The sequence below is a fragment of the Actinomadura latina NBRC 106108 genome (assembly GCF_001552195.1).
In the GTDB taxonomy this organism is placed as follows: domain Bacteria; phylum Actinomycetota; class Actinomycetes; order Streptosporangiales; family Streptosporangiaceae; genus Spirillospora; species Spirillospora latina.
Window position 1 is genome coordinate 512,208 of the sequence record NZ_BCQS01000003.1, and the last position, 21,823, is coordinate 534,030.

At 70.9% G+C, this 21,823-nt stretch carries 20 protein-coding genes and 1 pseudogene; 6 read left to right on the forward strand and 15 right to left on the reverse strand.

The window, feature by feature from the left end; translation table 11 throughout:
• Positions 1–180 precede the first annotated feature (180 nt).
• Positions 181–3,222: an ATP-binding protein gene (locus tag AL2_RS03200; protein WP_083945882.1), complete on the forward strand. Its 3,042-nt coding sequence runs from the start codon at positions 181–183 to the stop codon at positions 3,220–3,222.
• Positions 3,223–3,301: 79 nt separating this feature from the next.
• Here the strand turns inward: AL2_RS03200 and AL2_RS03205 are convergent, their stop codons facing one another.
• The 4 genes from AL2_RS03205 to AL2_RS03220 form a co-directional block, all read right to left on the reverse strand.
• Positions 3,302–3,760, reverse strand: coding sequence for a hypothetical protein (locus AL2_RS03205; RefSeq protein WP_067628929.1), 459 nt, complete (start codon positions 3,758–3,760; stop codon positions 3,302–3,304).
• 223 nt (positions 3,761–3,983) lie between these two features.
• Entirely contained in the window at positions 3,984–4,577 is a 594-nt protein-coding gene (locus AL2_RS03210; protein ID WP_067628931.1) for a TetR/AcrR family transcriptional regulator, read from the reverse strand.
• 100 nt (positions 4,578–4,677) lie between these two features.
• A complete protein-coding gene (locus AL2_RS03215) occupies positions 4,678–5,412 on the reverse strand; it encodes an ABC transporter ATP-binding protein (protein ID WP_067628933.1) in 735 nt (244 codons plus the stop codon).
• Positions 5,409–6,539 (reverse strand): ABC transporter permease, encoded by a 1,131-nt coding sequence (locus AL2_RS03220; RefSeq protein WP_067630173.1) that lies wholly within the window; start codon positions 6,537–6,539, stop codon positions 5,409–5,411. Before AL2_RS03220 ends, AL2_RS03215 begins: the two co-directional genes overlap by 4 nt.
• Before the next feature lie 213 nt (positions 6,540–6,752).
• On the opposite strand from AL2_RS03220, the gene AL2_RS40235 reads away from it, so the two are divergent.
• The gene (locus AL2_RS40235) at positions 6,753–7,070 is read left to right on the forward strand and encodes an AMP-binding enzyme (RefSeq protein WP_067628934.1); all 318 of its coding nucleotides are present in this window, start codon (positions 6,753–6,755) and stop codon (positions 7,068–7,070) included.
• Positions 7,071–7,139: 69 nt separating this feature from the next.
• Here the strand turns inward: AL2_RS40235 and AL2_RS40240 are convergent, their stop codons facing one another.
• From AL2_RS40240 to AL2_RS03255, 7 genes are all read right to left on the reverse strand, one after another.
• Complete coding sequence (locus AL2_RS40240) at positions 7,140–7,565, reverse strand: YkvA family protein (protein WP_067628935.1); 426 nt, start codon at positions 7,563–7,565, stop codon at positions 7,140–7,142.
• A 523-nt stretch (positions 7,566–8,088) separates the two neighbouring features.
• Positions 8,089–9,054, reverse strand: a complete 966-nt coding sequence (locus AL2_RS03235; RefSeq protein WP_067628937.1) for a metallophosphoesterase — start codon at positions 9,052–9,054, stop codon at positions 8,089–8,091.
• Positions 9,055–9,168: 114 nt separating this feature from the next.
• Positions 9,169–10,635, reverse strand: a complete 1,467-nt coding sequence (gene pntB / locus AL2_RS03240) for a Re/Si-specific NAD(P)(+) transhydrogenase subunit beta (RefSeq protein ID WP_067628939.1) — start codon at positions 10,633–10,635, stop codon at positions 9,169–9,171.
• A gap of 3 nt (positions 10,636–10,638) precedes the next feature.
• Complete coding sequence (locus tag AL2_RS03245; RefSeq protein WP_067628941.1) at positions 10,639–12,171, reverse strand: Re/Si-specific NAD(P)(+) transhydrogenase subunit alpha; 1,533 nt, start codon at positions 12,169–12,171, stop codon at positions 10,639–10,641.
• A gap of 453 nt (positions 12,172–12,624) precedes the next feature.
• Positions 12,625–13,065, reverse strand: coding sequence for an FAD-dependent oxidoreductase (locus tag AL2_RS38970; protein ID WP_245666278.1), 441 nt, complete (start codon positions 13,063–13,065; stop codon positions 12,625–12,627).
• Complete coding sequence (locus AL2_RS38975; RefSeq protein ID WP_245666280.1) at positions 13,062–13,640, reverse strand: FAD-dependent oxidoreductase; 579 nt, start codon at positions 13,638–13,640, stop codon at positions 13,062–13,064. The genes AL2_RS38970 and AL2_RS38975 overlap by 4 nt, the downstream gene beginning before the upstream one ends.
• A gap of 302 nt (positions 13,641–13,942) precedes the next feature.
• The gene (locus tag AL2_RS03255; RefSeq protein WP_157437983.1) at positions 13,943–14,620 is read right to left on the reverse strand and encodes a hypothetical protein; all 678 of its coding nucleotides are present in this window, start codon (positions 14,618–14,620) and stop codon (positions 13,943–13,945) included.
• Positions 14,621–15,673: 1,053 nt separating this feature from the next.
• Here AL2_RS03255 and AL2_RS03260 point away from each other — a divergent pair.
• A complete protein-coding gene (locus AL2_RS03260; protein ID WP_067628944.1) occupies positions 15,674–16,009 on the forward strand; it encodes a GlsB/YeaQ/YmgE family stress response membrane protein in 336 nt (111 codons plus the stop codon).
• Positions 16,010–16,233: 224 nt separating this feature from the next.
• On the opposite strand, the gene AL2_RS38985 is transcribed toward AL2_RS03260, so the two are convergent.
• The 4 genes and pseudogenes from AL2_RS38985 to AL2_RS03275 form a co-directional block, all read right to left on the reverse strand.
• Positions 16,234–16,455, reverse strand: coding sequence for a hypothetical protein (locus AL2_RS38985; RefSeq protein ID WP_067628946.1), 222 nt, complete (start codon positions 16,453–16,455; stop codon positions 16,234–16,236).
• Between the two features lie 188 nt (positions 16,456–16,643).
• Positions 16,644–16,775 (reverse strand): annotated as a pseudogene (locus AL2_RS40010) (DUF1003 domain-containing protein); the annotation flags it as partial.
• A 255-nt stretch (positions 16,776–17,030) separates the two neighbouring features.
• Complete coding sequence (locus AL2_RS03270) at positions 17,031–17,888, reverse strand: slipin family protein (protein WP_174550806.1); 858 nt, start codon at positions 17,886–17,888, stop codon at positions 17,031–17,033.
• Between the two features lie 170 nt (positions 17,889–18,058).
• Complete coding sequence (locus AL2_RS03275) at positions 18,059–18,973, reverse strand: LysR family transcriptional regulator (RefSeq protein ID WP_067628948.1); 915 nt, start codon at positions 18,971–18,973, stop codon at positions 18,059–18,061.
• A 291-nt stretch (positions 18,974–19,264) separates the two neighbouring features.
• Between AL2_RS03275 and AL2_RS03280 the strand changes: the two genes are divergently transcribed.
• The 3 genes from AL2_RS03280 to AL2_RS03290 all read left to right on the forward strand — a co-directional run bounded on the left by AL2_RS03280 (position 19,265) and on the right by AL2_RS03290 (position 21,601).
• Positions 19,265–19,582 (forward strand): UBP-type zinc finger domain-containing protein, encoded by a 318-nt coding sequence (locus tag AL2_RS03280; RefSeq protein ID WP_245666282.1) that lies wholly within the window; start codon positions 19,265–19,267, stop codon positions 19,580–19,582.
• 51 nt (positions 19,583–19,633) lie between these two features.
• Entirely contained in the window at positions 19,634–20,872 is a 1,239-nt protein-coding gene (locus AL2_RS03285) for a PP2C family protein-serine/threonine phosphatase (protein WP_067628950.1), read from the forward strand.
• A 471-nt stretch (positions 20,873–21,343) separates the two neighbouring features.
• Positions 21,344–21,601: a DUF6458 family protein gene (locus AL2_RS03290; RefSeq protein WP_067630183.1), complete on the forward strand. Its 258-nt coding sequence runs from the start codon at positions 21,344–21,346 to the stop codon at positions 21,599–21,601.
• Positions 21,602–21,823 lie beyond the last annotated feature (222 nt).

Genomic DNA, 21,823 nt, shown 5'->3' on the forward strand with positions numbered 1-21,823 from the left:
GGGCAGTGGTGGTTTCTTTGGTATTGAGGCCATACCTTTCGCATATGAGGAAGGTGAAGTTCTGGTACTCGTGGGCGTCCTGGCGCCGTCCGGTATGACCTGCGGCGGACCGGTTTCGGCCAGGGCGGTTCCGCGGGCGCATCGTGCGGTTCGGACTGGCTTGAGTGGTAGCATTCACGCGTGGACGGGGCTTTGTACCGTTTCGACGGATTTGAGCTCGACACCGCCCTTTATGAATTACGGCTCGCGGGTCAACGCGTCCCGGTCGAGCCCCGGGCGCTCGACGTCCTCCATCATCTGATCACGCACCGCGACCGGGTCGTGTCCAAGGAGGAACTCCTCGACGCGGTGTGGGGCGATCGCTTCGTGAGCGAGGCGGCGGTCACCACGGCGCTCCGGACGGCCCGCATGGCGGTCGGTGACACCGGCAAGGAGCAACGGCTCATCCGCACCGTGTTCCGGCGCGGCTACCAGTTCGTCGGGACGGTCGTCGTACAGGCGGCGGGCGCGGACGGACCGGGCGCCCGGCGCGACGTCCCTCTCCCCGCCCGGCTGGCGGCGTCGCCGGGGCTGGGGTTCGCCGGCCGGGAGCATGAGCGCGCGGTGCTCGCCGACGCCTGGAAGGACGTCACCGCCTCGGGGCGGCGCCGGGTCGTCCTGGTGAGCGGAGAGGCCGGGATCGGCAAGACGACGCTGTGTTCGGTGTTCGCGGCGGCGGAGAACCACGAGGCGGTGGTGCTGTACGGGCGTTGCGACGAGGAGCTGTCGATCCCGTACCAGCCATGGCGGGAAGTGCTCACGAGCCTCGACCACCATGCCCCCGACGTGTTCGCCGGCCGCCGCGAAGCGCTCGCGCCGCTGCTGGGCGGTACGGGCGCGGCGGACCTGGAATCGGATTCCGCGCGGTTCGCCGTCTACGGTTCGGTCGTCGACGTGCTCGTCGCGGTCTCGGTACGGGGCAGGCCGGCGCTCGTCGTCCTCGACGACCTGCATTGGGCGGACGTGCAGACGCTCGCCCTCGTGCGTCACCTCGTCGGGCGGGCCCTGACGACACCGGTGCTGGTGATCGGGACGTTCCGGGACTCCGACTTCGACGCCTCGCACCCGCTGGCCGCGCTGCTGGCCGCGACCCATCGCGAACCGGGCGTCACCCGGCTGGCGTTGCGCGGCCTCGATGACGGCGAGGTGCTCGACCTCCTGGAGTCCGTCGCGGGCCACGAGATGGACCGGGACGGACTCGCGCTGCGGGACGTGCTGCGGGCAGAGACGGAGGGCAACCCGTTCTTCGTCACCGAGATCCTCCGTCACCTCGCCGAAACCGGAGCCGTAGCCAAGCAGGACGACGGCCGCTGGACGGCTCCGGACCACCTGCGGACCCGGGGGCTGCCCGTCAGCGTGCGCGAGGTCGTGGTCCGCCGTGTCGAGCGCCTCGGCCCCGGTACCCGCAAGGCACTCGACACCGCGTCGATCATCGGCCGGGACTTCGAGCTCGACCTGCTCTGCGAGCTGCTCGGCGAGGACCCCGCCCGAACGTTCGGGCGCCTCGCACCGGCCGTGGACAACGCGCTCGTCACCGACACCGCCGGGCGGTTCGCGTTCACGCACGCCATCGTCGCCCACACCCTGTACGCGGAGCTGAGCCCCACCGCGCGGGCGATCTCCCACCAGGCGGTCGCCATGGCGCTGGAGCGGCGGAACGACGGCGACGCGGGCGAGCAGGCGGGCGAGATCGCCCATCACTGGATCCATGCGCTCGCCCCCCACAACCGCGCCAAGGCCGCCGAGTACGCGCAGCGGGCGGGCGACTATGCGCTGGCCCACCTCGCGCCCGACGAAGCGGTCACCTGGTACCGGCAAGCCCTCGAACTCCTCCCCGCCGGCGACGCGACGCGGCGCTGCGAAACGCTGGTCGGCCTCGGGACCGCCCAGCGCCAGGCCGGCGACCCCGCACACCGCGAATCTCTCCTGGAGGCCGGCCGCCTCGCCATCGACCGCGGGCACGGCGGCCTCCTCGTGCGCGCGGCGCTCGCCAATAACCGCGGCGATGTCAGCCAGTTCGGGACGATCGACGAGGAGCGGATCGAGATCCTGCGGCGCGCGATCGCGACACGGCCCCGTCCATCCGACGGCGCGCTCCTCCAGGCGATCCTCGCCATCGAGCTCCACGGTGCGCCGGACGAGCAGGTCGAAGAGGCCGCCGCGCGCGCGCTCGCGCTCGCCCGCGAGGCCGGCGACGACCGCGTCATCGCGCGCACGGCGCGCCTCGCCGAAAGCGCGCTGCGCATCCCGGACGCGCTGGAACGCCGTGTCGTCCTGCTGAACGAGGGCGTCGCCGCCGCCGAACGCACCGGCGACGCCCAGTTGCGCGGCATGCTCTCGATGTCCTACGAGGAGATCGCGCTCGAACGCGGCGACCGCGACGCGATGAACCGGGAGAAGCGGATCCGGGACGCGTTCGCCAGGCGCAGCCCGGAACCGTACGTCCGCTGGACCAACGAGCAGACGCGCTCGATCCACCTCTTCCTGGACGGCGATCTGGACGGAGCCGAGACCGCCGCGCACACCGCGCTCGAGATCGGCGTCGCGACGGGGCAGCCCGAGGCGTTCTTCGGCTACGCCGGCCAGATCTTCCAGATCCGCCGAGCCCAGGACCGCCTCGCCGAAGTGGCCGAGCCGATCGGGCGGATCCACGAGGAGAACCCCGCGCTGCAGGTCTTCAGGGCCGGCCTGGCCTACGTGCGGTGCGAGCTCGGCCGCGAATCCGAAGCCCGGGACCTCGCCGGCGCCCTCGACGTCTCGTCCGGCGGCGCGCCCCAGTTCTGGTCGACGACCCTGATGCTGTGGGCGGAGGTCTGCCACGCGCTCGCCCTCCCCGTCCCCGCGTCCCGGCTCGTGCCGGTCCTCGGCCGCTGGCGGAACCAGGTCGCCAGCACGGGAGCGACCACCGAGGGGTCGATCGCCTACGGGCTCGGTCTCGCGCTCGCGACCGTCGGCCGCGTCGAGGGCGCGGCCGCCGCCTACGACCTCGCCCTCACCGTCAACCGCCGTCTCCGGGCACCCCTGTTCCTCGCCCGCACCCGGCTCGCCTATGCCGAACTGCTCGCCGACGCCGAACCGGACCGTGCGCGTGCTCTCGCCACGGACGCGGGGGCGACCACCGCTCGGTTCGGCTTCGCGAGCATCGACCGCCGCATCGGGCAACTCCTCGAACGCCTTTCCTGACCCGGGCCGTGCCGGCGGGCCGCCACCGCGCGAGCGGCCCGCCGGCGTCACCCTCCGGCCGGCATGGTCCGCGGGCTCACTAGCCGAAGTGGATGTCGCAGTCGACCCTGCCGAAGCCGGGGTTGATGATCGAGTCGTAGTTGACGGCGAGGTTCGTGCTGGTGCCGGACACGTCGAACGTGTGGCTCCGCTTGCTCCTGATCCTGACGGTGTTCGTGCTGATACTGGTCTCGTTGCTGGACGAGCCGACCGTCACGCTGACGACGCACGTCCAGTGGACGTTCCGGAAGGCGGGACGCCCGTTGCGGGTTTTCGAGTAGATGTTCCAGGTCCCGTCGGGCCAGATGGAGAGCTTCACCGGGCCGGAGACGTCGGCGTTGCTCTCGTTGCCCAGGAACTCGACGTGGTCGGGGAACACGGCCGGCTGGAGGGTGGCGGCGTGGGCCGGGACCGCCCCGGCGAGAAGCCCGGCGGCCGTCATCCCCGCCGCCCCGAGGACGGTGAGGGTGCGCTTGGGGTGGACGGTGTTGTGCTGCATGGTGACGCCCTTCGTCGGGTCTCGCTGATCAGGGGCGCTGCGCCGCGACCGGCGCGCCCCGTGCGATACCGAGTCTCGGACGCCTCGGCCCTGGACACTTGAGGACGGTCTGCGGAGCCGCTGAGGAGACTCCAGAAGCCACGACCGTGGCGGGTGCCGCGATCCTTCGACCCGATCCTGGCCGCGCGTCAGGTGTGGAAGCCAGGGGGCCCGAGTTCCACCGTCACTCCGGAGGCGGCGTCGCGGAGTGGAGGTACGGCGCGAGTAGTTCGCGGGCGAGGCGGCGGGCGGTGCGTTCGGCCAGGCCGTCCTCGATCATGCGGGTGAGGGTGTAGACGAGCGACTGGACGAGTTCGGCCGTCCGGTCGGGGTCGGCCGCGCCGTGTTCGGCGAGGGCCGCGCGGAGCGGCGTCTGGAGCTCGTCGTGGAGCAGCCGGCTGGAGTTGGCCAGAGTGTCGGCGCGGCCGGTGCCCGCGAGGGCGCGGGCCAGCGCGTGGTCGCCTCGGGCGACGAGGCGCAGGTTGGCCTGGATGTAGGCCAGGACTCGGTCGCCGGGAGTCCTGGCCTTTTCCATCTGCGCCTCGACGTAGGCGGACCAGCGCGGGAAGGTGTCGACGATGAGGGCGTCGAGTAGGTCGTCGCGGGAGGTGAAGTAGGCGTACACGCTGGAGCGGGCGAGCCCGGCCCGGCGGGCGACGTCGGCGAGGCTGGGGGCCTGCTCGGGCTGCTCGGACAGCAGCGTGCGGGCGGCGTCGAGCAGGGCGGCCCGCCGTTCGGCCCGATGCTGGGCGACGGTCGGTGCCTGGATCTTCGGCACGTGACCCCCCTTTCCCGCCGTCCCGCTGTACCTGCCGCACCGGCCCGCCGTCCCGGCCTCGCCGTCCCGCCGGACTCGCTGGACCGGCCTGGACGGTGTGTCAGTCGAGTGCGGTGAGGCGCCCGTCGATCATCTCGTACACGGTGTCACAGTGTTCGAGGACGTCGTGGTCGTGGGTCACCATGACGGCGGCCACGCCGTGCTGGTCGGTTTCGTGGGCGAGCAGCCGGACGATGTCGTGGCTGCGGGCGCGGTCCAGGGCGGCGGTGGGCTCGTCGACGAGCAGTACGCTCGGCTGGGTCACCAGGGCCCGGGCGATGCCGACCCGTTGCCGTTCTCCGCCGGACAGCTTGTGGGGGTGGCGGTCGGCCTTGTCGGCCATGCCGACGTCGGCCAGCAGCGCGCGGGGGTCGCGGCCGGAGCGCTGGCGGCGCGGCCGCAGCCGCAGCGGCAGCCGGAGCTGGTCCAGGGCGGTGAGCGCCGGGACCAGGTTGCCGGACTGGAAGACGAATCCGATGTGCTCGCGCCGCAGTCTGGCTCGGGCCCTGGCACTGGCGGCGGTGATGTCGAGGCCGGCGACCGTGACCGTGCCGCTGTCGGGGCGGGCCAGGCCGCCCGCGACCGCGAGCAGGCTCGACTTGCCGGCGCCGGACGGGCCGACGATGGCGGCCAGTTCGCCGGGCCGCACGACCAGGTCGACGTTGTCGAGGGCCTGCACGGTTTCGGTGCCGTCGCCGTGCTGGAGGCACACGCCCTGCATGACCAGCCCCGGCCGGCCGGGTGCGGTCGCGTCGCCGTCCTGCGGCCCGGCGGCGGGTGTGGTGTGGGTTGTCATCGGTTTCCTCCGAGAGCGGTGGCCGGGTCGATGGAGGCGATGCGGGCGACGGCGATCCCGGCGCCGAGGAGGCCGAGCAGGACGATCCCGGTGGCGGCGCCGGTGACGCTGGGTGCGCTGAGGGCGAACGGCGCCCCGCCGCCGGTGATGAGCGAGCCGAGGCCGACGCCGATGCCGGCGCCGACCGCGACGGCGGCGAGCAGGAGAATGAACGCCTGGGTGAGCGCGTCGCGCAGCAGCCAGCCTCTGGATGCGCCCATGGCGCGAAGCACGGCGACCTCGTGTTGGCGCTGGATCGCCCAGACCGCGAAGAACGCTCCGACGACCAGCGCGGAGATGGCGTACAGGAACCCCTGGATGAGCTGGAGTGTGGACGTCTCGGCGGTGTAGCCGGGCGAGGCGCCGTAGGACTGCTTCAGGGTGAGGCTCTCGGTGCCGGCGGCGGTGTCCCCGGCGGCCAGGTCGACCGAGGCGCCGGGCTGCGCGCGCACCGCCACGGCGGTGATGTCCTGGGCGGCGTGCTCGGGCACCGGGTCGCCCGGCGCGGCTCCGGCCTTGATCAGCTGCCAGGTCTGCAGGGGCACGTAGGCCACGTCGACATGGCCGAAGGTGTTCTGCTCCGCGGTGGCGCCCACGACCCGCAGCTTGGTCCCGAGGCGGTCGACGGTGATGGTGTCGCCGACGCGCAGGCCGGCGTCCAGGGCGGTGCCGCTGACGACGATGCCGTCCGCGGCGTTCAGCCGCGTACCCTCGCTCACCTTGGGGGAGAGGAAGGAGTCCGGTGTCACCCCGAACAGGGCGAGGTCGATGTCCACGCCACGGTTGCTCTTGGCGTTGATGAGGGTGTTGCCGTAGGGGACCGCCTCCGCCACACCCGGCCGGCTGCGCCACGCGTCCACGGCGGACACGTCCACCACGCTGCGGGAGAAGGCGGAGTCGTGCTGGACGCCGCGCTCGAACGCGAACGAGGTGACCGGCAGGTTCTGCAGCCCCGACACCCCGTCCCTGACCAGCCCCACCGACAACCCGGACAGCATGACCATGAGGACCGCGATCAACCCCACCACGGCGCCCATCAGCCCGAACCGGACCTTGGCGAACCGCAGCTCACGAATGGCGAGGAACATCAGCCCCACACCCGCATATTTATCGACACCATGTCGACAACATACCAACACGACGTCGCCAACTTTCCCCGGGTGCCGCAACTTCCCCAAGATGCCGCTCTTCGGGACAGCGACTGGCGCGGTCCACGGCCGGCGTGTTGGGTACCGCGAAACGGTCATGCCGCGAAACAAGCCCAGGGCGACCTCGCCGAGGTCGAGGAGGACGGCTCGATCGTGGTGCACGGCCGCGGGTCGGGCTGCATCAACTCCGGCGGCGAGAAGATCTTCCCGGCGGAGGTCGAGCAGATCCTCAAGTCGCACCCCTCCGTCATGGACGTCCTGGTCGCGGGCGTCCCGGACGAGCGGTTCGGCAAGCGCGTCGGGGCCGTGGTGAAGCTGCGCGACGACGCCGGGAACACGGCGGCCGGGAGCTCGGCCTCGACCAGCATCGGCTTCCAGGCCGCCGCGCCACTGGGCCGCGAGGACGTACTCCTCTCACTGGCCGCACAGGTCGAACAGGCCGCCCCCTGGCCCCTCCTGGCCCCCACCTGACCACGGCGACCGCCATCGCCGCGGGGCCGCCACCGGCCGCTGCTCACCGCCTCGGACGGATGGCGCCGGTCAGGGTGGGGGTGCGTCGGCGTCGACGCCATCGGGTGACGGCGGCCCCAGCAGGCGTTCGAGCAGGCGCGGCTCGCCCGGCCAGGCCGCGAGCAGCACCTCACGGGGGACTTGGCGCCCTGCGTAACGCAGCGCCAAGGCGACGACGATCACGTCATCGAGCGGGCCGATGACGGGCAGGAACTCCGGGATCAGGTCGATGGGGCTGACCACCCACAGTCCGGCGATCACGATCGCGATCTTGGCCCTGCGCGGAACGCGGGGATCCTTGCGCAACCGCCGGACCGTGGTGACGCAATCGGGGATGAACGCCACCAAATCCCGCAGGATCCCCGGTGGCAGACGCCGTGCGAGCAGCGCCAGCACCGCCCAACTGGCCAGCACGCACGCCAGAGCGATGCCGAGACCGACCAGCCACGTGCCCATGACTCCCATTCTGCCCCGAGCCGGCCCCACCGCCATCGACGGAAGCGTTCACGGCCACCTGCCTCCCAGCGCGCCGGCCGATCGACCAGTGCACCCGTGCGTCCCGTGCGTGCGTCCCGGCCCTTGAGCTCGACCATCCGGAAACCGTGGACGACCTCCTGCTCGGGGAAGCCGGGAAGCTGCTGATATCCGCAGTCCATGCCCCCGCAGCATCGAACGGCGCGACACCTCGGCCGGCGACAGCGCCTCGTCCGGGACGTTCATGTCCAGGACGGGAGGGACCTCCTGCGGCTCGCCGTGCGGATGGTGATGGTGGTGGTGCCCCATACCGGCTCCTCGTGATCCGCCGACACCTTCGCCGGGTCCGCGAGGCACTCTGACCAGCGAACAGGAACACCGAAAGACCGCCATGTGATCGACAGCGGTCAACACCGCCTCAACGGGACGCGAGACGGTGGCCGCTCGCCGGCCCCCCGCTGCGTCCCGGGGAGGCCGGCCGTCGCGGCGGCGGGAACCCACCAGATCAGTCGGCGGGGACCGTCTGGGGCTCCCAGGTGAACACCTTCTGGTCGTTGGGGTCGGCCGTGACGCGGATCCACTGCGAGGCGGTGGACCCGAAGGTCTCCAGGCGCGTCAGGGTGGGAACCCCGGCGTACGCCGGCTCCACCTCGTACTGGTGCTCGTCGCCGTGGACCAGCAGCACCGGCTTTCCGTACGCCCTGGAGCGCTGGACGATCCGTTCCCTGATCTGGGTGAACCCGGCGGTCGCCGTCGGCTCGGCCTGCATCATCAGCAGCACCCCCGGGGCGTGGGTCCGGATCGCCTTGGCGAAGGCCGCGTCGATCCAGTCCAGAGCGGCGTCCTGGCGGGCCTCGAACTCGGCCAGCCGCGACGCGGGCCGGTCGCCGCCGGGCAGTTGCGACCACGGTTCCAGGTCGTTCTCGCTGCCGACGACGTGCAGGGTGGAGAACACCACCCGGCCCCGGCTGAACATCACGTTCTCGCGGTAGGCGCGGTGACGTGGGTCGGTGGCCTGGCTGAGCACGCGCATCCGCTCGCGGCCCAGGGTCTTGCCGGCCACGGGGTAGAAGACCTTGCGGACCTTGTCGAGGCGCTCGGTCGGCAGGTAGCCGCCGGCGGCGGTGCGGTGGCAGTCGGTCCACTCGTTGTCGCCGGGCGTCAGCACGAACGGGGCGCGGAAGGTGCCGAACAACCCGGCCAGATCCGTGAACCGCGCGTCGTCGCACGTGGACGAGCCGTTCTTGACATCGCCCGCGTGCAGGACGAACCGGATCTTCTTGTCGTCGTTCACGGCCGAGACCAGCGCCGGAAAGGCCGCTCGCTGGGCGTCGCCGTAGGGGGTGTCACCGATCAGGGCGAATGTCACCGGACGGCCGCGCTGGGCGTGCGCTTCGGCAGTGCCCGGTACGACCAATCCGATGGCGGCGGCGGCCGCCATGATGTGCGCCGCCCGCAGGAATCTCCTCATGGAGAATTCTTTGCGCGTCCGGACCAACGCACCATGACCGGCGAATGGCCCGGCGACGACGGCCGGCTGCATCGTCGGCACCCCGTCCCGCACGGACGATGTCCCTGCTGACGATCAGGATCGCGAGGCGGTCTTGGGCCGGTCGACCACGGATGTGAGGTGCGTGAGGGCCTGCAGGATGTCGTTGACCCGTTCCTTGGCATCGCCGAAGAGCATGTGGGTGTTGTCGCGGAAGAAGAGCGGGTTCTGGACGCCGGCGTACCCGGTGGCCATGGAGCGTTTGAACACGATGACCTGTCGGGCGTTCCAGACCTCCAGGACGGGCATGCCGGCGATGGGGCTCGCGGGGTCCTCCTCTGCGGCGGGGTTGACGATGTCGTTGGCGCCGATCACCAGGACCACGTCGGTGGCGCCGAAGTCGTCGTTGATCTCGTCCATCTCCAGTACCAGGTCGTAGGGCACCTTGGCCTCGGCGAGCAGCACGTTCATGTGGCCGGGAAGGCGCCCGGCGACCGGGTGGATGCCGAACCTGACCTGGACGCCACGGTCGCGCAGCCGCTCGGTCAGGGCGGCGACCGGGGCCTGTGCCTGGGCGACGGCCATGCCGTAGCCGGGAATGATGATCACCGAGGAGGCCGCGGCGAGCGCGTCGGCGGCACCCTCGGCGGTGATCTCCCGGTGCCGGCCGTGATCGGTGCCGGATGCGGCGGGCGCCTCGAGGCCGAAGCCGCCGGCGATGACCGAGAGGAACGAGCGGTTCATCGCCTTGCACATGATGGCCGACAGGTAGGCGCCCGAGGAGCCCACCAGCGCGCCCACAATGATCAGGAGGTCGTTGCCGAGCAGGAACCCGGACGCGGCGGCCGCCCAGCCGGAGTAGCTGTTCAGCATGGAGACCACCACCGGCATGTCGCCGCCGCCGATGGAGGCGACCAGGTGCCAGCCGAGCAGCAGCGCCACCGCGGTGACCGCGATGAGCGGCCATAGCCGGGGCTCGGCGACGAAGGCGGTGGTGAGCGCGAAGAACGCGACGAGCGCCGCGGCGTTGAGCAGGTTCTTGCCCGGCAGCATCAGCGGCGCGGACTTCAACCTGCCCGACAGCTTGCCGAAGGCCACCACCGAACCCGTGAAGGTGACGGCGCCGATGAAGACGCCGATGAAGACCTCGGCACTGTGGATGCCGAGCATGCCCTCGCGGACGAGCGCGGCCGCCTCCGTCCCCTCGGGGCGGTGCTCGACGTGCAGGTAGCCGCTCCAGCCGACCAGGACCGCGGCCAGCCCGACGAAGCTGTGCAGTAGCGCGATGAGCTCGGGCATCGCGGTCATCTCCACCACTCTGGCCCAGTTCAGGCCGATCAGCGCGCCGACCGCGACCGCGGCCACGAGCAGCCCGAACGCGGGGACGCCGACGCCGCCTTCGATGGTGAGGGCGACGGTGGCGACGAGCGCCACGGCCATGCCGAGCATGCCGTAGGTGTTGCCCAGGCGCGCGGATTCGTGCCGTGAGAGCCCGGCCAGCGCGCGGATGAAGAACAGCGCCGCGACGATGTACGCCGCCGTCGCCGCGGTTGCGATCGTCATTGCCTAGCTCCTGATGAACATGGCGAGCATGCGGCGGGTGACCGCGAATCCGCCGAAGACGTTGATGCTCGCGAGCAGGATCGCCGCGAGTGAGAGCACGGAGATCGCCGTGCTCCCCGTGCCGATCTGCAGCAGCGCTCCGACCACGATGATTCCGGAGATCGCGTTGGTCACCGACATCAGCGGGGTGTGCAGTGCGTGGTGCACGTTCCCGATGACGTAGTAGCCGATCACGATGGCCAGCGCGAACACGGTCAGGTGCACCTGCAGCGCCGCGGGCGAGACCGCGACCAGGCCGAACAACCCGATGGCCGCGATGGCGGCGCCGAACCGGCGCAGCGCCGGGTTCGCCTTGCCGGCCGGGACGTCCACTTCGGCGTCCTGCCGTGCCGGCTGGGCGTCCGGCTGTGCCGCCGACACCGGCACCGGGGGCGGCGGCCAGGTGAGCTCGCCTTCGCGGACGACGGTCATCGAGCGCTGCACGACGTCGTCGAAGTCCAAGACGAGTTCGCCGTCCCGTCGCGGGGTCATCAGCTGTATCAGGTTGACCAGGTTGGTGCCGTACAGCTGGGACGCCTGCGCGGGCAGCCGTCCGGCCAGGTCGGTGTAGCCGAGGATGATCACGCCGTTCCCGGTGACCACCCGCTCGCCGGGGACGGTGCCCTCGACGTTGCCGCCGTTGGCCGCGGCCATGTCGACGATCACCGAACCCGGACGCATCGTCGCCACCATCTCGGCGGTGATCAGCTTCGGCGCGGGTCTGCCGGGGATGAGCGCGGTGGTGATGACGATGTCGACGTCACGGCACTGATCGGCGTAGAGCTTGGCGGCGCGGACGTTGTAGTCGTCCGACATCTCCTTGGCGTAACCGGTGTCCGGTGCGTCGTCCGGCTCGGCCTCGGCGACGGCGAGGTAGTCGCCGCCGAGGGAGCGCACCTGGTCGGCGACCTCCGGCCGCGGGTCGGTGGCCCGGACGATCGCGCCCAGGCTGCCGGCCGCGCCGATCGCCGCGAGCCCGGCGACGCCGGCCCCCGCGACCAGCACCTTCGCCGGCGGCACCTTGCCCGCCGCGGTCACCTGACCGGTGAAGAACCGCCCGAACTCGTGCGCGGCCTCGATCACCGCCCGGTACCCGGCGATATTGGCCATCGCCGAGAGCACGTCGAACGACTGCGCCCGGGAGATCCGCGGCACCGCGTCCAGGGACAGTGCCGTGATGGGGCGCTCGGCCAGGTCCTCCACCAGGTCCGGCCTGAACCGGGGGCTCAGCAGGCCGATCAGCGTGGTGCCCGGTCGCAGTGCGTCCAGGCGCTCGGGAGAGGGCGGGCCGACGCCCAGCACCACGTCCGCCGCGTCCGCGTCGCCGACGGCGGCGCCCGCGGCCTCATACCGGTCGTCGGGGAAGCCGGCTCCGGCTCCGGCTCCGGCCTCGACGATCACCTCATACCCGAGCTTCTGCAGTTGGGTGACGGTGTCCGGCGTCATCGCCACCCGCCGCTCGCTGGGGGGACCCTCCTTGAGAACTCCAATGATCATGACAACCACCTCACATCTCTCGCACACCAGCTCCCTGGGCCTGCAGAACGAGGCATCGCGCCGTGTGGTCGAGGGTGCCTGCCTGCAGCGCAGGCGCGGACGAGCGGGCGGCGTCGGATATCTCGGTATCAAGGTAATTCTGCCGCGAGTGTGTCCGCTTCCGCTATACGCTGCGCGCCAGTCTGGCAATGAGAGATTGGGCACTCGACTCGCGGTCGCCCTGTTCATCACCGACGTCCCGCCGGCGAAGCGCCGCGTGTCCACCAGGTACTGCGCTTGTTCGGTGCCGGGATCGTCGAGCCCGCGGGTGACCAGCACGGCGCAACCCGCCTCGGCCGGGTAACGAGGCAGGCGGCGACCGCTACAGGGTGTTCACCACGTGCTGGTGGGCATGGGACCCCGGCTCACGGCGCCGGATCGCGCGGGCGGCCCGGTGGATCCGGCTGCCCTCGCTCATCCCGGGATCGGGACGGTCGTCCGCAGGCGGGAGTCGGCGAGGACGGCCTGCGCGGCGCGGCGTCCGGACACCAGGGCGCCCTGGATGGAGCCGGTGTCGCGGTGGTCGCCGCAGACGTACCGTCCGGGCCGGAGCCGCACCGGCTGCCGCATCCGCAGCGGCGGCGGCATCGCGGGGAGCGCCGCCTCGACGGGATAGGTCCCGATGAGCCGCCATCCGGAGGTGTCGCCGTAGATCTCGGTCAACCGCTCCAGCACGCGTGATTCGTCCGCATCGAGGCCGAGCACGGACGTCGAGATGAGCGCGCGGCCGTCCGGGGAGTAGCGCGGGGCCGCGTCGGTGAGGACCAGCGTGTCGGCGATGACGCCCTCGGCGTCGATGATCTGGATCGGCTCACGCAGCGGCGAGGAGGGAGCCACGTGGTAGAAGGTCGTCACCGCGCGCATAACGGGTGCTTCGACAGGTGAAAGTACCGGCTGGAGGTCTCGAGGTCGCGTTCCAGCAGCACGCCGGACAGGAACGGGCGCAGCAGCCGGTCGATCATCACATCGGACAGGCCCCGCAGCCGGAGTTCGTCGTAGGTGCTTCGTTCGGGGCAGTCGCGCAGCCAGGAACCGGAGGCGGCCAGGTCCCGGGCGGTCATCGCCGCCAGCGCCGCCTTGTCGCCGATGGTGCCGATATCGGCGAGGGCACCGCTCAACGCGTGCTCGGGATGCCTCCATGGCAGCATCACCCGCTCCCGGCGGCCTCGGCGGAACACCAGCAGACCGGACGAGAACGGCTGGAGGTCGAGGGCCGCGAAGTCCAGAATCTGCTGGGCCTCGGGATAAGCGGTGTTGAAGACCTGAAAACCGCGGTCGAGGCGGAACCCCTCCACCACGTCGGTGCGCACCCGGCCGCCGATCCCGTCGGACGCCTCCAGCATCCGAACCGGCACACCGGCCTGGTGCAGCCGCACGGCACAGGCCAACCCGGCCAGTCCCGCCCCCACGATGACGACGCTTTCGGGCATCGCTTCCCCCTCCCTGGAGCGACCGTCCGGGCCGCCCGGCGCCAGTTTCTCCTGCTCAGCGCGGGCGCCACACTGAGCGGACGTCCAGGCATCTCGGGGGAGGGATGCGCATGGGGGCACACGACCGCTCGTAGGCCGCGTTCCACTGGCTGTTCGGGGACCAGACGGGCCCGCACTTCCTGCGGCCTGACAGCCAGATCGTCATGATCGAGTCGCGCGGGGTCTTCCGGCGGCGCCGCTTTACGACTGGGCGATGCTCCCCAACGTGATCGGCATGTCCCAGTACGCCGACCACCCCTTCGCTACTCGCGACCGCGGGTACGGCCCGTGCCGCTAAGGCGACGGCGGAGTTGCGCGCCCGGCCCGGCATGCTCCCCGGGTCCTGTCGGCTGCCGGCCATCGTGGCGCGGGCGTTCCTGTTCCTCCCACTGTGGAGCGGCAGTCGAACCGTGAGCGCGGTCTTCCACCGGGGCGGCGCTTTCCGTTTCCACTCGTCCTGCCTCCGCTCGCTCCATTCGTCCCGCCTCGGCTCGCCGCGCCTCTCGCACGCCCACCACCAGGAAGCGCCCCAGCGCCACGCCTGCGAGCATGATGATGACGGCGCCGAGGCCTTGGAAGAACGACAGCTGTTCGGCTATCTGCCGCGTCTGGCCGCCGAGCGGCTTGCCTGCGCCGGAGTTCCAGAGTGGAGCGATCATGGTGCCCACGACGAACCACAGACCGCCGAGGGCGGCCACCCAGGAACCGAGCACCGCGACCGGGCGGTTGGCGCTGACCAGCAGCAACAGCCCGCCTACGAACACCGCGATCGCCGGAAGGACGGACAGCACCAGGCGGTCGGAGTTGTACACCCATGCGTCGCCGGACCCGAACCCGAAGTCGAAGTACGGGCCGACGAACGGGATGAATCCGCCCCACAGCGCCAGCAGCATCAGCAGCAGGCCGTTGAGCAGGCCCCGGCTACGGGGTGTCTTCAGCATCCCCGACATTCGGGTGCGCGGCGTGCCCATGTTCCCAGCCACAGCAACCCTCCCTGACTAGGTCAAATTGCCCTACTTTGCGCTATTTCTGGGACTACCCGGCACGCCGCTGCACAACCGACCCGGCCGCGCAAAGACTCGGTCACGACGGGGCTCGGCGGGGCCTTGTGGCGGCGGCCACGATCGGGCCAGTGGACGTCGGTGGCCCAGCCGAGACGTTCGAAGAGCCGGATCAGTTCGGCGGACAGGTCGATCTGGCCGGGTCGGCGGCCGTGCCGGGCACAGGACGGGCCGGAGTGGTGGCCGTTGTGCCACCTCTCCCCCGAACGAGGGCAGGGCCAGTGGCCACAGGTCGGTGAAGCTGCGGTGGGTGAACAGCCGGTGGAACCCCACCGTCACGCCCAGGCCCGTCACCACGTAGAGGGCCAGGCCGAGCAGCACGTCGGTGACGGTGATCGCCCGTCCCCAGGCCAGCCACACCCGCCAGCGCGGCCAACGGCGCCACCACGATCGCCCCGGTCAGCGTCAGCTGGACACGCTGCCTTCCGTCCTCGCCCCCGGCGCGTCATCGGGACGGTGGAAGGGGGCGGCACCGTCATAAGGGCCGTCGCGGCGGGGTCCATGTTCTCTCGGCCGCAAAGCGGTGACCTGATCGGTGCTCATGGCGCCCTCATCCGGCAGCAAGGCGATTGCTGGCCGGGGCCGTCCGGCACGCAGCGCACCGGACGGCCCCGAAATATCGGCACAGCCCCCGCAGATGGCCGACCGTCTCTCAGCCAAGGCGACGGGCCGGTCTCGGGAAACAGCCGATCCGCGCAAAGGCCATCACCGGAGCCGATCGCCTGGCTTCCGGCGCCCGGGCGGTCATCGGCGGCGGTGATGACCCCTTTTGCGGATCGGCTGTTTCCCGCCGCTCGCGGGCGGGATTGACTGAGGGCGAATGAGCAGCCCCGTTCCCGTGCTTCTGCGGAACCCGCGGGGCCCCTGCCTCGACCGGTCCGGAAGACCGTTGCCCGGCAGCCATCGAATCAAGGCTCGTCTAGGAGCTCGGTCATGGGCATCATCGCCTGGATCATCCTCGGCCTGGTCGCCGGAGTGATCGCCAAAGCCCTCGTCCCCGGCAGGGACCCCCAAGGCCTGATCATCACCACCCTGATCGGCGTCGCCGGAGCACTCCTGGGAGGCTTCCTGGCCACCCGGCTGTTCGACGTCGACGGCGTCCAGGGATTCTTCGACCTCTCCACCTGGATCACCGCCATCGCCGGATCGGCACTCCTCCTGCTCGCCTACCACCTCATCACCTCACGCCGCAGCGGACGCGGCAATGGCGGACGCCGGAACGGCCAGCGTTCCGGCCGCCGCTCGAACAGCTGGGTGGGCCGCAGGTGAAACCAACCGTCCTGACCGACCTGGTGCATACGGCACCACTGCACACCGAGGACGTCAGATGAGGGTCAGGCGAGCGGACGGCGGCGCGATTCCCGACAGTTGCGCACAGGCGTTCAGGGCGTCCGAGGAAGCCGCGTTGGAACGACGTCGCCGCTGGGTTCGGAACGCCTTCGAGCAGGCCGCCTTGAGGTGGGCTCAGCAGCGGTCGTATTCGGTCATGGGTCTCAGCCATCCTCGGGGGTGTTGGAGTGATCGGTGGCCGGTCGATGCCGCGGGTCGCCCTCGGAGCCGGCGATGGACGGTGCCGTGCCGGCGGCGCCGCCGTCGAGCAATTCCTGGAAGAGGGTGCGGTAATGGCCCGTGGCCTGGCGGAGCTCCTCGGTCGAGGCCCGCTGCCCGGCCGCGCGGGTGCTGATCCCGTGGGCCCTCCGATAGCGGTCCAGCACGCGGGAATGGCCGACCGACAGATCGGCGACCCGCTGCTCAATCCTGCGTTCCGTATCCGCGGTCGGCCATGACGCGCGTGACGAGCCGGTCGGCGTCGGACAGCGCGTCCTCGGGGACGTCCACGAAACGCTCCCAGCCGGTCGGTCTCGGCCTGGCGGTTCTGGGAGAGCAGGATCAGCGGGGCCGCGTAGGCGGCCTGGGTGGAGAACGCCAGGTTGAGCAGGATGAACGGGTAGGGGTCCCAGCGCAGGAGCGCGCCAGCAGGTTGACGGCTATCCAGGCGGCCACGATGAGGGTCTGCACGATGATGAACCGCCACGACCCGAATACGGCGGTGACCGAGTCGGCCAACCGCTCCCCGCGGGTGCGCTGTTCGTAACGGCGCTGGTTGGCCGGATGCAGATGGGCGCGCGGCCGGCGGGCGATCATCGCGGTGGCGGGACGGGAGACCGGCCCGCCTCCACCGGAGTGGCGGGGCGGGGCCGCTGTCCTGATGCGGATGGAGTCGACTGGCCGCGCGGCTCAGAGTCGTGCACCCGAGCGTGAGCGACGGAGTTCCCGATGGGGGGCCTTCTCAGGTGCCGGCAGTGGGAGCGGGCGGGTCCGCGACCGTGGTCGCGGCGGGTTGCGGGGAGCCGTTCGGCGTGATGGCGGGGAGGCTCGCGGACTTCTCGCGGGCGAGGAAGGCGCCGAGTTCGGCGATGGTGGTCATCAGCGGGGCGGGGAACACCACGGTGCTGTTCTTGTCCACGCCGATTTCGACCAGGCTCTGCAGGTTCCGCAGCTGCAGGGCCAGGGGGTGGGCCATCATCGTGTCCGAGGCGTCGCCGAGGGCGGCGGCGGCCATCGACTCGCCCTCCGCGCTGATGATCTTGGCGCGCTTCTCCCGCTCGGCCTCGGCCTGCTTGGCCATGGCGCGCTTCATGGTCTCGGGGAGCTGGATGTCCTTCAGCTCCACCAGGCTCACTTCCACGCCCCATTCGACGGTGGTGACGTCGAGGATCTCGCGGATGTCGGCGTTGATGCGGTCGGTCTCCGACAGCGTCTGGTCCAGGGTGTGCTGCCCGACCACCTTGCGCAGCGTGGTCTGGGCGATCTGGTCGATCGCGGCGCGGACGTTCTCGATCGCCACCACCGACTTCACCGCGTCGGCCACCCGGTAGTAGGCCACTGCCGACACGTCCACGCTGACGTTGTCGCGGGTGATGATGCCCTGCGACTGGATCGGCATCGTGACGATCCGCAGCGTCACGCGCCGCATCACGTCCACCACCGGAATGATCAGCCGCAGGCCGGGCTCGCGGACGCCGCGGACCCGGCCGAGGCGGAACAGCACCCCCTGCTCGTACTGCTTGACGATGCGCACCGCCATCGCGAGCAGCAACAGCGCCACCAGCACCACGATCACGAGCACGGCGATCAGGATTCCCATCGGACGCTCCGCTCCGTGGAGGTCCGAACCCGGACGGGCCGTGTGGAAGACCCCGGTTACAGCTAATCCCGTGCGGCCGCCTGGGGGATACCGCCGATCCGCGCTGGACCGATCACCTGGACCGATCACCGCGCGCACCGGGTGGAGGCCGGTGGGTCGGTGGCGGTGAGTCAGCCGGCGGGCTGTTCCGCGGTGACGAGCCAGCCGAGCCGTTCGGACATGCTCCGGGCGCAGGAGACGACGGCCTGGACGTGAGGGGAGTCATCGGTGGCGCGCCACAGGATCGACCAGGGGTAGAAGGAGGCGGGGTCGGTGAGTGGCCGCCAGATCGTCCCGGGGAGGGCGGAGATGCAGGAAGAGGGGACGCAGTACAGGCAGCGGCCCTGGGCGACCAGGGCGGACGCGGCGCGGATGCTGTCGACGGTCCCTTGATGCACCGTCGGTGTGAAGCCGGCAGCGCGGCACATCTCGACGGTGAACTGGTTGAACTCCGGGGCCTTCATCTCCTCGGCCAGCAGCAGCGGCTCGCGGGTGAGGGCCTCGACCGGTACCGCGTCCAGGTCGGCGAACCGGTGCCCGCGGGGGACCAGGACGCCGAGGCGGTCCAGGCGGAACAGATACGAGGCGATCCCGCTCGGCGCCCCTGCGGCACGGCCGATGCCGACGTCCAGGCGGCCGTCGACGAGCTGTTGGTACTGCTCGGGGACACCGGCCTCGAGCTGGTGGATCACCAGGCCCGGGTAGCGCGCCTGGGCCTCGTGCAGGATCTGCGGCATCGAGTCGTAGCTGGCGTCGATGATGCCCACCCGCAACGCCGGCGCGGTTCCCTGCGCGGTCCGGGCGACCTGGGCGGCGCGCTCCACGTGGGCGAGGATCTGCCGCGCCTCGACCAGGAACGCCGCTCCCGCCGGGGTCAGGGCGACGTAGTGCGTGGTGCGCTCCAGCAGGCGCACCCCGAGCTCACGCTCCAGCCGCTGTATCTGCTGGCTCAGCGCCGACTGCACGATGTGCTCGCGGGCCGCGGCGCGGCCGAAGTTGAGTTCCTCGGAGACGGAGACGAAGTAGCGGAGCTGGCGCAGTTCCACATCTCCCGCCTTCCGGGCCGGAACAGCTGGACCCCTGCAAGGAGCGTACAGCGCGGTGCGCGCTGGAGTTCCGCGTCGTCGGCCGACGGTTATCACCGCTACTGATGACCCCTGCCCGCATTGCCCGGTTCGGGCCGACCCGAGAGCGGGCTCAACTGGGAGTAGGCGCCTTCCACGCGCCCGAGCCCGCCGGCGGCGTCCGAGCCGGTCGTCCTTCGCGGTCGGCGGTCCCCTGCGCCCGGAACTGGAGTACTGACCGCGGGCAATGCGACACCTGGAAGGGGAGGTTCGATGAATCACGAGATGAGGGTCCGCGCCATGGCCTCGGGCGTGCCGTACAGCCCCAACGGCTCGGCGCCCCGCTGCGAGCACCTGGACGGCGTGACGCCCGTCGCGCCACGCTCACAGGGTTGCGCGGCGTGTGAGGCGCGGGGCGACCGGTGGACGGCGCTACGGCTGTGCCTGACCTGCGGCTGGGTGGCCTGCTCCGACGACTCGCCGCGCCGGCATGCGCGGGCGCACTACCAGGAGACCGACCATCCGCTCGCCGCCGCAATGGAGCCGGGATCGACCTGGAGATGGTGCTACGTCCACGAACGTCTCGTCTAACGCTCTCGATACGCAGAGTTACCGTCCGTGCCGGAGGGCACATAGACGGGCATGGGGGAACCGAACGGGCCCGCCGAAGCGGTGGATCGCAGCGAAGGCTTCGGTGAGCGGCTGCTGGGACAGCTGCTGGACCGGGCGCACGAGATGCCGCCCCAGCTCATCGCCCCGCTGGTGGCCGAGGAAGTCCGCGCGATCGGCGGCCGGGACGTCTCGATCCTGCTGCAGGACTACGCTCAGCTGACGCTGGTGCCGCTGCCCGGCCGCGGCCTCACCGACGGTGAACCGCTGCCGCTGGAGGGCTCACCCGCCGGGCGCGCTTTCCTGTCGGAGACCACCGTCGAACAGTCACGGCCCGACGGTGTGCGGATGTTCCTGCCGCTGCTGGACGGCAGCGACGAGATCGGCGTGATGGCGTTGACCCTGGACAAGGTCGGCGACGACGACCGCCGGCTGCTGCGACGGCTGGCCGGCCTGGTCGCCGACATGCTGGTGACCAAGAACAACTACACCGACCAGTTCGTCCGGACGCGTCGACGCGAGCCGATGAGCGTGTCCGCGGAGATCCAGTGGTCGCTGCTGCCCCCGCTCACCATGACCACGCCGCAGGTCGCCGTCGCCGGAATCCTGGAGCCGGCCTACGACGTCGCCGGCGACAGCCTCGACTACGCCCTCAACGACGACGTCCTGCACCTGGCCATGATCGACGCGATGGGCCACGGCCTCAACGCCGCGGTGCTGGCCACCGTTGCCGTGGGCGCCTACCGGCACGCCAGACGCGCCGAAGCCGGCCTCGCCGAGTTGTACGCGTTCATGGACACCGCCATCGACACCCAGTTCGGCCCCGACCACTTCGTCACCGCGCAGATGATGCGCCTCAACATCGGAACAGGCCACCTGCAATGGGTCAATGCCGGCCACCCCGCCCCCATGCTGATCCGCGACTACAAGGTCATCTGCGCCCTCGAAGGCCACGGCACACTCCCCGTCGGCTTCGGCGGCTCCGCACCCCGGGTCAACCACCGCCGACTCCGCCCCGGCGACCGGGTCCTGACCTACACCGACGGGCTCATCGAAGAGCACACCACCGGCGGCGAACAGTTCGGCGAACAACGCCTCATCGCCACCATCGAACGCGTCGGCCCCGCCAGCGCGACCGTCCAGCAGATGGTGCGCGACCTCTCCCACACGCTCATGCGGGAGAGAGGCGGAATCACCAGCGACGACGCCACCCTCTTCCTCATCGAATGGCGCGGCGGCACTGCCGACCACCTCACCAGACCGCTCCTGTGACCGCGAGTTCCCGGGCCCGGCGGGGGCGGCCGGGCCAACGGGAGGTGAGACGGTGAGGATGGTGCAGATGACGACATCGGTACTGGCGTGCAGCACGGTCGCCAGGAGCGGACCCCGCTGGTTCGGCAGGATCCGGTAGCGCCACCGGCGCGGTTGGACTTCAGCGGTGAGAACGGCGGCGGCAGCTCTTCAGATGATGCTTGTCGCCCTCCCCGTGGCGCAACGGCACCCCGCGGCGCCACCCGCCACCCGGATCCCAGGAGAGGCGCGGCGCTTCTTGCACGGCGCGCTCGGTCCGACCGGTTGCGTCGAACGGTCATCTCCGGAAGAGAAGAGACCTTCGGAAATCCGCTGTTTCCCCTGCGGCCGGGGGGCGGTTGAATGGTGCTGAAACGAGCATGCGAGTCCGGTGACCATAAGACACATCCGGACCGAATTCACTGATGTGATTTCACCGAAGGGCGGCGTGTGATGCCGATAGGCGGTACCGCCCTCCTCGTGATCGGCGCGATTCTCGTTTTCGCCGTCACCGGATCCGTGCGCGGGATCGATCTGCACGCGGTGGGCGCCATCCTCATGGTCGCCGGCGTGGCCTCGCTGCTGCTTCCGCTGGTCTTGCGGGGAACGTCGCGTCCGAAGCGGTGGTCGGCCCGCAGCCGCCAAGACGCCATCGACGAAGCGGATGCCAGGCAAGGACGTCAGGGGGTGCCCGATGACCATGAAAAATGAATACCTTCGGCTGGTGATGGGACTCATCGGCGGCATGGTCATCGCGGTGGCGATCGTCTGCGTGCTCATCGCGGCGGTCGCCGTCGTCGTTTCCTGAAAGGATCACCGGTCAGTGGGCCCTGGTGCCACCAGGCGAAAGAGTGGACGGATGGCCTGCGGCCCCGGACGGGGGCCCGGGCGGCGCGGATGCGGCGGCGCGGATCTCGCCCAGCAGCAGGCGGG